The sequence below is a fragment of the Paraburkholderia sp. BL18I3N2 genome, assembly GCF_003001875.1.
GTDB classification, from domain to species: Bacteria; Pseudomonadota; Gammaproteobacteria; order Burkholderiales; family Burkholderiaceae; genus Paraburkholderia; species Paraburkholderia phytofirmans.
Genome location: NZ_PVNC01000003.1, coordinates 141336 through 156034 on the forward strand (window position 1 = coordinate 141336; position 14699 = coordinate 156034).

Consider the following 14699-nt stretch of genomic DNA (forward strand, 5'->3'; position numbering starts at 1 on the left):
CCGCTCCTTTATCCGTTGTGTTGCGCGAGCCGCGCGCATACCGAAGCAATCATGATCTGGCTGGAGCGCGCGCCGGGATCGATATGTCCGCGCGAACGCTCGCCGAGAAACGACGCCCTTCCCTTGGTCGCCAACATGTCGCGGGTCGCAAGCATGTTTTCCTCGGCGATTTGCGGCAGCGTGTCGAGCACCACGCGCGCCGCGGGGCTTTCTGCGGCAAGTTCCTCGAAGCGCTTCGCGACCGGAATCAACACGTCCATCATAGTCTTGCTGCCGACGCCGGTCTTGCCGCGTTGCCCGACGGCCTCGACGCCCGCCGAGAAGATGTGGGCGAAGCCGGCCACGTCCATTGCATTGATCGCGGACGCTTTCGCCATGCCATTCAGCAACGAGAAGAATAAAGGCCCGGACGATCCGCCCACCGTCGACAGCACCTTGGAAGCCGCGATGTCGAGCGCGGGGCCAAACGCTTCGGCCTCGATCTCCGCACGCACCGCAAGCAGGGCTTCCATGCCGCGCAGCAGATTGAAAATGTGATCGCCATCGCCGATCTGCTGGTCGAGTGACGCGATCTCGTCGGTATGCTCCTTCAACGCCGCATAGGCAGCGTCGATGCACGCCATGACCGTTTTGCCGTTCATGTCGGGATTCTCCTGCCGTCGGCACGGAAATATAAAAGGCTGCGCGCCGGCAGCGACACGCCGACCGATTGCCCCGGCGAGAAATTGCGCTCCGCAACGGTCGTTACCACGACGGCGGTTCCCGCGCGATCAAGAATCAGCAGATGGCGCAGCGGCGAATATTCGAGCACCGTCAGATTCAGTGCGTCCTGTACGCCACGCGCATCGCCCACATCAGGGTCATGCAGCACGATATCCTCAGGACGGATAGCGACAGTCGTCGTTCCCGCCGGCATGTGAGTCAAATTGAGCAGCGTGGGTGGCAGCAGGTTGATCGGCGGAGAGCCGAGTCGCTGCGCAGCGCTCAGCGACACCGGATTTCCATACACCTCGCGCGGCGTGCCGAGCTGCACGAGACGCCCCTGGTCAAGAATGCCGATGCGATCCGCGAGCGTGGTCGCTTCGACCTGATCGTGCGTGACGTAGATGATCGTTGCGCCGATCGCACGATGCAGGCGCTTGAGTTCGATGCGCAACTCTTCACGCAGCTTCGCATCGAGCGACGACAGTGGCTCGTCCATCAGAAACACCTTGGGTTGCCGCACGAGCGCGCGCCCTATCGCCACGCGCTGCATTTCGCCGCCGGACAGATGCGTCGCCATGTTGTCGAGCTTTGATTCCATGTGCAGCATCTCCGCGACCGCGTGAACGCGAGCACGCACGTCCGCCTCGCTGCTGCGCCTTCTTGGCGAGCGCAACGGAAACGCCAGGTTGCCGAACACGGTCAGATGCGGATACAGCGAATACTGCTGGAAGATAAACGCGACGTCGCGATCGGACGGATGCACGCCGGTCGCAATGCCGCCGTCGATCAGCACGTCGCCCGCGTCCGGCCGCTCCAGCCCGGCGATCAGACGCAGCGTCGTGGTCTTGCCCGCACCGCTCGGCCCGAGCAGCACCACGAACTCGCCATCCATCACGTCGATAGAAAGATCGTCGACCGCGACGATATCGCCAAACCGTTTCGACACATTGCGCAACTGGATTTCAGCCATTAGCTTCTCCGTGTGCAGGAATGGTGCGAGCGGCGCCCGGCAGCAGCCGGCCGCTCTGCGCGTCGTACAACAGCGTGCGTTCCTTGCGAAACGACAAACCGACCGGCGATCCGGCAGGCAGACCATCGTCTTTTCCCACCCGCACCCTCACCACGCCCAGCGCGGTCTCGACTACCAGCACCTGATGCGAACCAAGATATTCATCGGCAATGACCTTGCCGCGCAGCGGGCCGTGCTGATCGATCGCCACATGCTCGGGACGAATGCCCAGCAGCACGCGCTCCGCGGCGGCTTCGCAGCGCGGCACCGGGACCTGTGCGCCGTGCAGGCGGACTTCTTCGTGGCCCGCGTCCACGCCGCCATCGACTGGCAGGAAATTCATCGGCGGACTGCCGATGAAGTTGCCGACGAACACCGTCGCCGGAAAGTGATAGATCTCCTGCGGCGGACCGGCCTGCAGCAACTCACCCTTGTTCATTACGACGATGTCGTCGGCCATCGCCATCGCTTCGCTCTGGTCGTGCGTAACATAGACGGTCGTAGCGGCAAGCGCGTTATGCAGCTTGCGCAACTCGAGACACATCAGCTCGCGGAAATCCGCATCGAGCGTGCCGAGTGGCTCGTCCATCAGAAACGCCTTCGGCTGCCGCACGATCGCGCGGCCCAGCGCTACGCGCTGCCGGTCGCCGCCGGACAGCCCACCGGTCTTGCGATCGAGAATGTTCTCGATACGCAGCATGTGCGCGGCCGCAGCCACTCGTGCCGCGGTCTCCTTACGCGACACATGCTCGTTCTTCAGCGGAAAAGCGATGTTATTGCGCACCGTCATATGGGGATATAGCGCGAACATCTGGAAGACGAACGCGATATCGCGCTGACGTGCGCGCAATGCCGTCACGTCCTCACCGTCTATGAAAATCTGGCCGGAGGTCGGCAACTCAAGGCCGGCAATCATCCGCAGCGTGGTGGTCTTGCCGCAACCCGATGGGCCGAGCAACACGACAAAGCGGCCGGCGCCGATCGTCAGACTGGTGTCGCGCACCGCGACGAAGTCGTCGAAGCGCTTATGAAGGTTGGCAAGAACGATCGTGGACATGGTGTCAGTCCGGGAAATGGCTGGTCACGACGAACGCGAGTGCGCCTACCAGAACGACCGGAAACGACCATGTGAACAACGTCAGCGAAAACGGCTGCACCAGCATCGCCACGCCGAGACCAATCAGTGCAGTCGACACCGCTTCGCTGTAGCCACGGCGCAGATAATTTTTTTGCGGCAAAACGAGGTCTCGTTTCATTTGCGCACCGCTCCGAAGGTGATGCCGCGCAACAGATGCTTGCGTAGCACCACAGTGAAGATAAGGATAGGCAGCACGAAAAGCGTCGTCGCCGCCGCGACGGCCGGCCAATCCTGCCCGCCTTCGCCGATGATGAATGGAATGAACGGCGGCATGGTCTGCGCATCGCCGCTTGTAAGCAGTGACGCGAATGCGTACTCGTTCCACGCGAAGATCAGGCAGAAAATCGCGGTCGCGGCGATGCCGGTGATCGCCTGCGGCAGCACCACTTTGACGAAAGCCTGCAGGCGCGTGTACCCGTCGACGAGCGCCGCCTCCTCGTATTCGCGCGGGATCTCGTCCATGAACCCCTTCAGCAGCCATACCGCCAGCGACACATTCACCGCCGTATACAGCACGATCATGCCGACATAGCTGTCGCTCAGACCTAGTGCCCGATACATCAGGTAGATCGGAATGGCGACCGCGATCGGCGGCATCATGCGCGTCGACAGGATGAAGAACAGCAGGTCGTCGGCGAGCGGCACCTTGAAACGCGAGAACGCATAAGCCGCCAGCGTGCCGAGAAACACTGCGAGAAAGGTCGAACCGAAACCGATCACGAGCGAATTCACGAAGCGCGGCAAGACCTTCGAGGGTCCCGCGATGACCATGTTGCGCTTGCGCACATCGCGCTCATACCAGGTCCGCGCGGGCGGCAGACTGGCGATGAACTCGGGCGTCTGCCGCGAACGAATCGTGAACAGGTTCACGTAGCCTTCCATCGACGGCTGAAACAGCACGACAGGCGGATAGGCAATCGCGTCTTCCTGCGTCTTGAAACTCGTCAGGAAGATCCACACCATCGGCAAGGTTGCAAGCAGCGCGTAAGTGATGACGACCGCCGCCGCGAAGCGCTTGCCGCGCGGCGACGACGCCACCACTGAATGTTGGGTAGCCGTCGGTCTCATCGCTGTTTCACCCGATTGAGCGCCTTCACGTAGATGTTCGCCGCACCGAACACCGTCACGAACAGAATGATCGCCAAAGCCGATGAATAGCCCGTCTGCCATTTCTCGAACGCGGCGCGCTTTAAGGTGATCGACACGGTTTCGGTGACCGAACCCGGGCCGCCCGAAGTCAGCAGATTCACCATGTCGAACATCTTGAAGTTCTCGATGCCGCGAAACAGCACGGCGAGCATCAGGAACGGCAAGGTCATCGGCAATGTGATCGACCAGAACTGCCGCCATGGTGTAGCGCGATCCACTTCGGCCGCTTCGTAGATGTAGTCGGGAATCGACCGCAGACCCGCGAGGCAGATGAGCATCACATAGGGAGTCCACATCCACGTATCGACCATCACAATGGTCCACGGCGCGAGCGACACGTCGCCGATCATCTGAAATGAGCCGGGCGCAATGCCGGTGAAGAAGCCGACGATATCGTTGAAGAGGCCCGTTTGCGGTTGCAGCAAAAAGGTCCAGAAGTTGCCTACGACTGCCGGTGACAGCATCATCGGCAGCAGGATCAGCGTGGTCCAGAAACTATGACCGCGAAACTGCCGGTTGATCAGCAACGCGAGGCCAAAGCCCAGTAGAACCTCCAGCCCGACCGACCAGAATACGAAACGCGCCGTCACCTGCATCGCGTACCAGATGTCTTCGTCGGTGAGAATGTCGACGTAATTGTCGATACCGACAAAGCGCGCCGGCACACTCGGCATATTCGACTTGAAGTTCGTGAACGACAGACGTAACGCCCAGATTAACGGAAAGATGTTGATCGCGAGCAGCAACAGGATTGTTGGAAGGATGAACAGCCACGCAATGGTTCTGTCCGATAACCCGGCCAGACGTGTGCGCGCACGCGCCGACGCTCGCGACTCCAGTGCCGCCGATGAAAAAGGCTTGTTTGCCAACATGCCTGGCTCCTTTAAGCGGACCGGCGGCATCCGTGCAGGGACGCCGGTCCATTCCTGGATGCACGCTAATTTTTCCCTTCGGCCTTGAAGACCTTGTTCCAGTCTTTGACCAGCAGATCGAGCGCCTCCTTGGCCGTGCCCTTGTCGGCCACCACATAGTCATGCACGCGCTTTTGCATGTCGAGCAGCAGTTCTGCATAGGCGGGTTCAGCCCAGAAGTCTTTCACGATCGACATCGACTTCAGGAATGCCGGCGCAAAAGGTGCACTCTTCGGAAAGTCGGGCGCATCCACCACCGACTTCGCCGCCGAATAGCCGCCTAACTGCCACCATTTCTTCTGCACATCGGGTTGCGCGAACCACTTGATGTATTCAAGTGCGTCTTCCTTGTGGTCCGAGTACGACACGACCGAGATGCCCTGTCCGCCGAGCTGCGTGAACTGCTTGATCTCACGCGGATTCACGAAGAAGCCGATCTTGTCGCCGCCGACGTTCGGGTCTTTGTAGAGTCCTGGGAAGAATGCAAACCAGTTCATCTGCATCGCCACCTGGCCAGACTTGAAGGCGTCCAGTCCCTCCTGCATGTACGCGTTGGTCATGCCGGGCGCCGTGCAGCACTTGTAAAGCGCCTTGTAATACTCCAGCCCCTTGACCGCGCCCGGCGAGTTGACGAAGCCATCCAGGTGATAGGGTTTCTTGGGGTCCTCATATTCGAAGCCGAAGTTGTAAAGCGCATTGGTCACTCCCATCGTGATGCCTTCAGACCCGCGCTCGGTAAAGATATAGGCACCGTATACGGTCTTGCCATCGATCTTGCGGCCCTGAAAGAACTCCGCGATTTGCTTGAGTTCGTCCAGCGTGGTTGGCGGTTCGAGTTCACGTTTATATTTCTGCTTGAACTCGGCGCGTAACTCAGGGCGCGCGAACCAATCCTTGCGATAGGTCCAGCCCACTGCGTCGGCCATTGCCGGCAACGCCCAGTAATTCGGCGTATTCTTTGGCCACTCCGCATAACCGACGACGGTCGCCGGCACGAAGTCGTTCATCGATATCTTGTTCTTCGCGAAGAAATCATTGAGCTTGACGTAGTGGCCGTTGACCGCTGCGCCGCCTATCCACTGGCTGTCCCCAATGATCAGGTCACATAGTTTGCCATGCGAATTAAGTTCGTTGATAAAGCGATCGGCGTAGCTCGTCCATGGCACGAACTCGAACTTCATCTTGATGCCGGTTTTGGTCGTGAAATCCTTGGACAGTTCGACGAGTGCATTGGCCGGGTCCCATGCCGCCCAACATAAGGTCAACTGCTTTTCCTGTGCTTGCGCGCCCGTTGCCATGCCGAGTCCCAACGATACTGTGGCCGCCGCCATTACCCTTGCTGACGTAAGACGTAACATTTGTCTTCTCCTTGTCTTTTTCGGGTCTCCAACCTGCTGTGGAACAGCGCCCATGCGCCGGGTGCTGTGTATCGGCTCCAGCGGATTCAAACGCAAATCCGTGTGTCGCGAGCTTCAGGCATGCGCATTCTCACGAAGATAAATCCGGGTTTCCGGCGTTGGGATGGCGAGCGCGCCACGTACGTCGTTAAGAAAATTGATGGCGGCGAGGCCTGCCCAATGAACGATGCCGCGCACATCCTGATCGAGGATTACGTCGATCGCGCGCTCGGACAGTTGCGCGCGAGTCTCCGCGGTGCATTCATGCCCGATCAGTACCAGGCGTCCCTTGTCGCCCGATTCCTGCAATGCCGTTGCGATGCCTGAGATGCCGCCACCTGTCACATAAACCCCGACCAGATCCTGGTAACGTGCAAGGAGGCCCTGCACGGCAAGACCTGCGCCATCGTCATCTTCGGCGAAGTCCGGTTCGGCAATCCACCGCAGATTGCGAAAGTCCTCTTCCAGCACCTGCGATAAGCCGGTGCGTCGTTCCAGTTGATCGTGCAGGCGCGACGAGGCCGATAAAATCGCCACCGTGCCAAGTCGCGCGCCGAGAAAGCGACCCATCAAAAGTCCTGCGGTGCGTCCAGCAATCCGGTTATCGACGCCGACATACGCAGCGCGGCGACTCGCGGGCAAATCGGAGAACACTGTGACAACGGGCACGCCCGCATCGCTCATATCTTCAATGAGGCGTTCGACCGCTGGGTAGTCGAGCGGCACAAGCACGAGTGCGTCGTAGTCGATCACCTGCTCAGCGAAAGCAATGGTGTCTCGATGAGTCGTGAAATCGCAGCGGTAGAACGACGGAATGATGCGGTGCTCGCGAAAGAAGCTCGCGGACAGCGCGATATTGCGCTCGACGTGGTCGAGAAAACGTGAGTTGACCTGAGGTAAAACGAAGGCCACGCGATACGTGCTTATCTTGGCTGGGCGACCGCGACTTGCCCGTTCGTCGCGCAGGGCCGCCAGCGCAAGATGGACACGATCAGCAGTTTCCGGACGCACAGCCTGATCGTCGCGCAACACGCGATCGACCGTGGCGACGCTGACGCCCGCACGGCGCGCAATCATCATACGTGTTGCCGGCATGTGTCTCTCCGGTGCCGAGCCAGAAGATTTTTGTTAAATCAAGGTAGCTTTTTCCGGAGGAAATGCAAGTTTTTTTGCGGCAATAAACGCATCATTCTTGATGGCATTGGTGACTCACGGTTCGGCGCAAATGAGTGAACGCATGAATCGCCTAAATCAATGGACGGTGCGATGCACAAGAAACTTTGCGGTCGACTGCTGGTGGCAGCGTGCTGCGTTTCGCTGGCGCACCGCCGGGAAAATGACATCGGTAAGCAAGAGGTCATCAAGCCTTTCCTTTTTTCTTTATGCGACGCGACCAAGGTTCAAAATGGGTTTCAATGGCTGCGCGCGCCGACTATCATCTTTTGTGGAAGTCCCAGGTAGAAGAAGCCGACAACGCCGTGCGGCGTGGCCCGACGTCGGATGCAAACAAGCAGACAACGGATCCGGCATCGTGGTCGACAACGCGATTCGAAAGATCACCGATCACCTGACTGACTTCCTGAGAATGGAATCAGCCGGCGGTTTGCTGCTTGCCGCCGCCGCAATACTCGCGCTGATCTGCAGCAACTCACCGCTTCGACAGGCGTACGACGGTCTTCTAAAGATCCCTGTAGAGGTACGCTTCGGATCGTTTGTCATCGCGAAACCACTCCTGCTCTGGATCAACGACGGCTTGATGGCCATCTTCTTCCTCCTGGTTGGCCTGGAGGTCAAGCGCGAGGTGCTCGAAGGCGAACTGTCGACGCCCGCACAGATAGTGCTCCCTCTCGTGGCCGGGGTAGGCGGAATGGTGGTGCCGGCACTCATCTATTTCATGATTTGCCATGGAAACGCGGCAGCCCTGAATGGCTGGGCGATCCCTACGGCCACGGACATAGCGTTTGCACTCGGAATCCTCTCCCTCCTGGGTAATCACGTGCCGGTGTCGCTGAAGATATTCCTGACCGCCGTGGCGATTGCGGACGACCTGGGGGCAATCGTCATCATTGCGCTGTTCTATACGGCCGACCTCTCTGTCCAGATGCTGATTTTCGCGGTCATGGCAATCGCAGCGCTATTTATCCTGAACCTGCTGAACGTCACACGTATCGCACCTTACGTTGTGGTTGGTGTGATCCTGTGGGTATTCGTTCTGAAATCCGGCGTCCACGCAACTCTCGCAGGGGTTGCCATCGCCTTCGCTGTACCGTTGAAGACGAAGGACGCCGAAGGTCACGCTCCCCTGCACCTGCTTGAACACGGCCTCCACTCCTGGGTGGCCTTTGCGGTTTTGCCGATCTTCGCGTTTGCCAACGCGGGCGTCTCCTTCGCTGGCGTCACGCTTGCCGCGCTGGCAGAGCCGCTGCCGCTCGGCATCGCTGCAGGGCTTTTTGTCGGCAAGCTCGTTGGCGTCTTCGGGGCGAGCGCCGCACTGATCAGGTTCGGTCTCGCCAGGCTGCCGGACGGCGCAAGCTGGCGCCAGTTTGCTGGCGTCGCCGCACTGTGCGGGGTTGGCTTCACCATGAGTTTATTTATAGGGTCTCTCGCTTTCGAAGGCCCCGAATATTTCACGCCGCTGCGATTGGGCGTGATTGTGGGATCCGTACTGTCAGGTGTTACCGGCTTTCTGCTTCTCAGGTTCTCATCGAGTCATTCAACGGGAAATCCCATATCAAAGGGCTGACTGATCGACCTCGCGACTGGAGCCGAACATGCTCAGGCTCGATACGCCGGAAACGTTGATGTCCGCGGCTTTGGTTCTTCTGCTCGGCCGCCTGATCCTTGCAAAGGTGCGCATACTGCGCACTTATACAACCCCGAACTGTTGTCGGTGGTCTGCTGAAGGTGCCCGATGCAGCGACACTGCCGCACTTCGAGCGACGCTTGCAACGACCTTGAGTTCGCCGCATACCGCTTTACTCGAGCTTCGCGTCGATCCGCCGAACCGATCACGACAACTGAGCGGCTGAAGGCCCGATCTTCGCAGCACGCGGCTCAACGACCCGCCATCTGAGCGACCATTTCGCCCGAGCGGCATCGGTCTTTGCGGCTCCTCCGTGGCCCGATTCATGCTGCGCTGGTATCAGCCGGCAGGAGGCCATCATGAAAACCCGCGTTTTCACCTACGTCGAATGCCCATGCGGGCATCGCGGCGCCCTGATCGAAACCCTGGACGTCGGCGACCTTAAAGACCGCCGCCATCGGACGTGGCTGCGTAACCTGGTCCATACCGGGACGTACGACGGAGAAGACGGACTGTTCGAAAAAATGAAGCCCGGCTGCCCTGCGTGCGGTCGAAGTCTGGGTCCGGACGATGTCGTCGGGCGCAGTGAATTGCACGGGTCGGACGAAGTGCTGCGGCCGAGTGACGATTCAGGATCGGCGAAGACCAACCTTAGTATCGGTCGCTGACAGGCGCGCATCACACGTCCGCCTGATGGCTTGCGTTCGCGCCGCGTGACATGCAGCCGCTTCCAGTTCAAAGGTTCACGGGCAGACCGACCCCGCTCGCGCTATGTTCGACCCACTCTTCCCACAGGCGCCCTGATGGACATCGACATCAACCCGTCCGACAAGCCGGACCCCGAGGTTCAGTCGTGGCTGGAAAAGCTCGGCCCGGGCCTGGTTACCGGCGCCGCGGACGACGATCCCAGCGGTATCGCGACCTATTCGCAGGCGGGTGCGCAGTTCGGCTTCAACATGCTGTGGACCATCGTCATTACCTATCCGCTGATGGTCGCCATCCAGATGGTCAGCGCGCGACTGGGGCGCGTCAGCGGTCATGGCCTTGCAACAAACATCAGGCGTCACTATCCCGCATGGCTCCTCTACGGTTCTGTGATCCTGCTGCTGGTCGCCAATACGATCAACATCGCGGCCGATCTCACTGCGATGGGCGCGGCGGTCAACCTCGTGATCGGCGGTCCAATACGCCTTTACACCGTTGCGCTTGCACTGATATCCGTGCTGTTGCAGCTCTTCATTCCCTATCGCAGTTACGTACGCGTGTTGAAGTGGCTGACGCTCGCGCTGTTCGCCTACGTAGCCACGGTGTTTGTCGTGCAGATCCCATGGCAGACCGTCCTGGTGCGTACCTTCATTCCGCATCTGTCCTGGAGAAGCGATTACCTCACGACCGTCGTCGCTGTACTGGGTACCACCATCAGTCCGTATCTGTTCTTCTGGCAAGCTTCACAGGAGGTGGAAGAGATGCGCGCCGAAACAGGCCAGCGCGCACTTAAGCATGAACCTGCGCAGGGCCACGCCCACCTGCGCCGCATCCGGATGGACACCTGGATCGGCATGGGATTCTCGAACGTGGTGGCTTTTTTCATTATCCTGACGACTGCCGCAACCTTGAATGCGCATGGCGTGACTGACATACAGACGTCTTCGCAGGCCGCTGTTGCCCTGAAGCCCATCGCCGGAAATTTCGCGTTCACTCTTTTCAGTTTGGGCATCATCGGCACTGGCCTGCTTGCGTTGCCGGTGCTCGCGGGCTCCGCTGCGTATGCGATGGCGGGTGCGTTCAACTGGCGAAACAGCCTCGCCTTGAAACCGCAACTGGCAAAGCGTTTCTACGGCATCATCGCCTTGTCTACGCTAGTCGGTGTCGTGATCGGCTTCACGCGGATCGATCCCATCAAGGCGCTGTACTGGAGCGCCGTGATCAACGGCGTGGTGTCCGTACCGATCATGGGACTGATCATGTTCATGGCGGTGAATCCGAAGATCATGGGAAGCTTCATCATTCCAGTGCGCCTTCGCATCACTGGCTGGGCCGCGACGATTGCAATGGGCGCTGCCACGCTCGCCATGTTCTGGTTCATGCTCGCTCCTTGAGCGCATGAGCAGCGCGGCCCCTGTTGCGAAGCGTACGGCCTCCGCTTGGGCGCCATCAGCAGCCTGTCGTCTGGCAGAAAGACTGCCTCGAACCGGCAAGCATGCGCGCATGATTGCCGGCGTCCAGTGATCCGTTTCTCGTCTTGTCTAAACTGCGTGTCAACGCCTTACGATCGGATCCCAAGCCGTTCCCAAACACGCCGCCGAGTCAGTCGGGCTTCTTCAGCCCGCTCGGATTCTCAGGTCCACCGCGCGTCACCCCATGATCATCCGGCGCGCTCGCACCGTGGTTTTCAGGCGTCGTCCAGGGTCGTCCGGAGGCCACCGACGCAGAGTGAGGCGCGCCGGTCGTGCCGGGCATGCGTGATCGATCGCCACCCGGAGACGTCTCCGCAACGCTGAGGCCTCGCGTACTCGCCCCGGCACGGGCCGTCCCTACACCACTCACTCCCGTCTCGCGGGCCGCGCCTGAATTCTGCGCGGATCCGGTCGCCGCAAAAGTTAACATCAGTGCTGCAGCTGCGAAGCTTCTGAAGAGAGTTTTCATTTTCGTCTCCATCGTCAGGTGCACGCATCTATCGGTGCGCATACGGGTTAACTCGACGAATCGCCGCCGCAAGGCTTCTTTTATGAACGCGGACTGAATCTCCTAAATCCTCATCGACGTGAACTGATGTTCATTGCCGTCGGGATAAAAAACCGGCATCTCGACCAGAGCAAACACCGTACCCCATCCATTAAGCCCTTCAAGTCCTTGATGAAATCTGGAGTGCAGTACGCGGGTGTAGGGGCAACGAAGACGCTCGCTTGAGTATGTCCCCACTAGGAGATCGCCTCCATTTGAACGTTGCGCCCGGATCCGGTATGCGCGAGACAGCCCACGGTACGCGCTTTGCCGTAGCGATGCTTTCATGTTAGATCCGCTGAACGACGGTCCCAGCATTTCTTTTACATCCGACGAAATTGCGATGGAAAGCTGGCTTTGGAGAGCGCCGACGTCGCCAATGCGTGCGTCAGCGAATTGTCGAGTTAGGCCCAACTTTTGCGCAGCATCTGGCACGCCGCCCCGTTGCCGAGCCACCGTTTCACAGAGGCGTGGTTCTCGGCTTTCAAGCCCGGCGCATTTTTACCCGTGCGGGTTGAGCGCACTCACATCAGGAGCAGAAAATGGAAACGACGAAAGCAGAAGGAGCGCAAAAGGAAGTTGCTGGCAACGTGCAGCAATCCGCCGGGGAGTTGCTGAGCGACGTCGGTGCGCAAGTTAGCGGAACGGCGAAAGAGTTGAGTGGCAAAGCGCAGCAACTCTATGCCGATTTTGCAGAGGTCGTGCGCGAGTCTACTGTGGAGCGGCCGTTCGCGGCGCTGGCAATTGCCGCTGGCGTGGGCTTCATCCTTGGAGCGCTACGCGCAGCAAATCGCTCAAGGCCCGATAGCGGCGTAGGCGACTGGCGAGATCGGGAGTAAGGCCATTTACGCCTGGCAGGCCGTCACGGCGTTTCCGCAACAAGCCAGCCCCGAGGAGTCCCGCAATGTCCATCCGTTCGAAAGTCACGAAATGGCGAAACGTCGGCAATTTCTGTGTCGAGCGAGCCACCGATTACGGTGAACTACTCGGTGTCGAACTTGAGGAAACCAGGAAGTCTCTGGTTCGCGAGTTGAGCGCACTTGTTGCCTTGGCCGTTGCTGGCCTGTTCACACTTTCGTTCGTGTGCATCGCGATCATTGCGACAGCGTGGCGGACGCCTTACTTCCTACCAGTGGTCTGGGGCGTCGCTGCGACGTGGATGGTTGTTTCCATCGTGTCCCTGCTCTTCGTCCGCTCCCAGAAACCGGGACGTTCGTTTCATGTTCTGCGCAGGGAGCTCCGGAACGATCTCGACACGTTGAGGGAGGCGTTAAAATGAACCGCCGACACACCAACAGGGAAAGAGAAAGCGCCATCCTTGCACGCATGGCGGAATCACGCGCAGCGTTGCTAGCAGCGAATTGCACTCCTCTATCCGCCCCGGCCGTGCACGGACGATCGCGGTCTCCTGCGGTCGGCCTGGTCGCTTCGCTGGCAGACGCACCACGCGTCACGTTGCTGCTGGCGCTGTGCGCCGGCGCGATCGTCCTCGGACCTCGCCGGACTATTGGAATTGTCAGCCGCTCGGGGATCACAGCGTGGTTAGGCGGCACCGTCCGGAAGGCCATTCTCAGGTCTGTGTGAGTTGCGTGCGTGGGATGGCGCGCCAGGACAGGTTGATACACCGGGCATTCGAACCGCTGCGCCTCCTGATAGCGCCACGGCTATTCGTTGGCCCGTTCATTCACGGGAACTCAACTCCTTGACGGAGCAAAGCACTTGCGTGTCGCAATAGACGGCACCGGCGTCATCGCTAGCCTCACGCATGCGCGATACGCGATACGCGATACGCGAATTCAAGTACAGTGAACGCCAAAATTTTCAATCTCCCCCGAAGCGAAATGTACGATAGACAGGCGCATCGCGGCTTCTCGATCACCGTTGCGAGACCAATCAGCCTTATCCGGACGAAACCTATGCCGCTACCGCAAGCAGAAGCGGCCTCGTTGAGAACCTCGCCAACTTTTACACGCTGTTAGCGGCTTTGAACGGATTCGCACATGCTCCGTGACATCAGGTTTCCTTAAGGTGACGTCATTAGCATTGCGCATGCATGCACGGTGCCCATCCCAAGTGTCTATTTAACGAGTCGCGGGGCCATGTGCTTCGTCGATCTTGTGGTGCTGGGCAAAGCGGGGAGCGTGAGTGGTGAAGCAATACGAAGTGAGAACGCCAGCCTACGGCGTGGTGGCGCGCGCCCTTCACTGGTTGGTGGCCCTGTTGATCGCGTTGCAGTTTGTGATCGGCTGGACGATGCCCGATGTCCACAAGGACACCAAGCCCGTTGGCCTGATTGCCTGGCATCTCGGCGTTGGCGCGACGCTGATCGCCGCGATGGTGCTCAGGGTGATCTGGCGGCTAACTCATCGGCCAACACCAGATGAGTCACGGCCGCTGCTCGACGTCCTCTCGCGCATCACTCACTTTCTTCTCTATGTCGCCCTGTTGCTTGTCCCGCTCGTCGGCTGGATCAACGCATCCTCCCGTGGCTGGACAGTTCGTCTGGCGGGGATGGTGCCGTTTCCGTCACTGAGCAAACCGGAATCATCTTTCGGCCACCAGATGGGTGACGTGCACGGCATCCTGGCATGGGTGCTGTTCGCACTTATCGTCTTGCACATTGTCGCCGCGTTGTTTCATCGTTTAGTGTTAAAAGATCACGTATTGCAGCGAATGCTGCCCAGCGCCGGGCCGTCTCGCGAGACCCGGTGAAGTAATAGCTGAGTCGGACGCTGCCAAGAACTGAGGGCATCGTCGAGAACTAGTGGGGAGACCGGCGCCCGTATCCGAGGAAAGCGGCAGCAAGACCGCCAAGCCGCACCACATTTTCGTGCACGTGGACGCCGAACCTCTCGGTGCATCC

15 protein-coding genes are annotated in these 14699 nt (G+C 59.7%); 7 read left to right on the top strand and 8 right to left on the bottom strand.

Translation table 11 applies throughout. The features are described 5' to 3' along the window. Positions 1-8: 8 nt before the first annotated feature. The 8 genes from dhaL to B0G75_RS10250 all read right to left on the bottom strand — a co-directional run bounded on the left by dhaL (position 9) and on the right by B0G75_RS10250 (position 7404). A complete protein-coding gene (gene dhaL / locus B0G75_RS10215) occupies positions 9-641 on the bottom strand; it encodes a dihydroxyacetone kinase subunit DhaL (protein WP_106304082.1) in 633 nt (210 codons plus the stop codon). Next, the gene (locus B0G75_RS10220) at positions 638-1675 is read right to left on the bottom strand and encodes an ABC transporter ATP-binding protein (protein ID WP_106304085.1); all 1038 of its coding nucleotides are present in this window, start codon (positions 1673-1675) and stop codon (positions 638-640) included. The genes dhaL and B0G75_RS10220 overlap by 4 nt, the downstream gene beginning before the upstream one ends. Further along, entirely contained in the window at positions 1668-2771 is a 1104-nt protein-coding gene (locus B0G75_RS10225) for an ABC transporter ATP-binding protein (RefSeq protein ID WP_106304088.1), read from the bottom strand. Before B0G75_RS10225 ends, B0G75_RS10220 begins: the two co-directional genes overlap by 8 nt. A 4-nt stretch (positions 2772-2775) precedes the next feature. Then, positions 2776-2970 carry a hypothetical protein gene (locus B0G75_RS10230; RefSeq protein WP_106304091.1) on the bottom strand — a complete coding sequence of 65 codons (195 nt, stop codon included), beginning with the start codon at positions 2968-2970 and terminating at the stop codon, positions 2776-2778. Beyond that, a complete protein-coding gene (locus B0G75_RS10235) occupies positions 2967-3920 on the bottom strand; it encodes a carbohydrate ABC transporter permease (RefSeq protein ID WP_106304094.1) in 954 nt (317 codons plus the stop codon). Before B0G75_RS10235 ends, B0G75_RS10230 begins: the two co-directional genes overlap by 4 nt. Beyond that, on the bottom strand, positions 3917-4873 hold the full coding sequence (locus tag B0G75_RS10240; protein ID WP_106304097.1) for a carbohydrate ABC transporter permease: 957 nt from the start codon (positions 4871-4873) through the stop codon (positions 3917-3919). Before B0G75_RS10240 ends, B0G75_RS10235 begins: the two co-directional genes overlap by 4 nt. Positions 4874-4938: 65 nt before the next feature. After that, positions 4939-6270, bottom strand: coding sequence for an ABC transporter substrate-binding protein (locus tag B0G75_RS10245; protein WP_106304100.1), 1332 nt, complete (start codon positions 6268-6270; stop codon positions 4939-4941). Between the two features lie 114 nt (positions 6271-6384). Next, positions 6385-7404 carry a LacI family DNA-binding transcriptional regulator gene (locus B0G75_RS10250; RefSeq protein WP_181309220.1) on the bottom strand — a complete coding sequence of 340 codons (1020 nt, stop codon included), beginning with the start codon at positions 7402-7404 and terminating at the stop codon, positions 6385-6387. A gap of 142 nt (positions 7405-7546) precedes the next feature. Here B0G75_RS10250 and nhaA point away from each other — a divergent pair, with 142 nt between their 5' ends. The 7 genes from nhaA (at position 7547) to B0G75_RS10285 (ending at position 14548) form a co-directional block, all read left to right on the top strand. Then, the gene (gene nhaA / locus B0G75_RS10255) at positions 7547-9052 is read left to right on the top strand and encodes a Na+/H+ antiporter NhaA (RefSeq protein WP_258194355.1); all 1506 of its coding nucleotides are present in this window, start codon (positions 7547-7549) and stop codon (positions 9050-9052) included. Between the two features lie 28 nt (positions 9053-9080). After that, a complete protein-coding gene (locus B0G75_RS40150; RefSeq protein WP_146142496.1) occupies positions 9081-9338 on the top strand; it encodes a hypothetical protein in 258 nt (85 codons plus the stop codon). A gap of 133 nt (positions 9339-9471) precedes the next feature. After that, the gene (locus tag B0G75_RS40155) at positions 9472-9780 is read left to right on the top strand and encodes a hypothetical protein (protein ID WP_146142497.1); all 309 of its coding nucleotides are present in this window, start codon (positions 9472-9474) and stop codon (positions 9778-9780) included. A gap of 135 nt (positions 9781-9915) precedes the next feature. After that, positions 9916-11211: an Nramp family divalent metal transporter gene (locus B0G75_RS10265; protein WP_106304112.1), complete on the top strand. Its 1296-nt coding sequence runs from the start codon at positions 9916-9918 to the stop codon at positions 11209-11211. A 1167-nt stretch (positions 11212-12378) separates the two neighbouring features. After that, positions 12379-12675, top strand: coding sequence for a CsbD family protein (locus B0G75_RS10270; RefSeq protein ID WP_106304115.1), 297 nt, complete (start codon positions 12379-12381; stop codon positions 12673-12675). Between the two features lie 65 nt (positions 12676-12740). Further along, positions 12741-13115, top strand: a complete 375-nt coding sequence (locus B0G75_RS10275; protein WP_106304118.1) for a phage holin family protein — start codon at positions 12741-12743, stop codon at positions 13113-13115. A gap of 866 nt (positions 13116-13981) precedes the next feature. Beyond that, entirely contained in the window at positions 13982-14548 is a 567-nt protein-coding gene (locus tag B0G75_RS10285) for a cytochrome b (RefSeq protein ID WP_106304121.1), read from the top strand. The last annotated feature ends 151 nt before the right edge of the window (positions 14549-14699 follow it).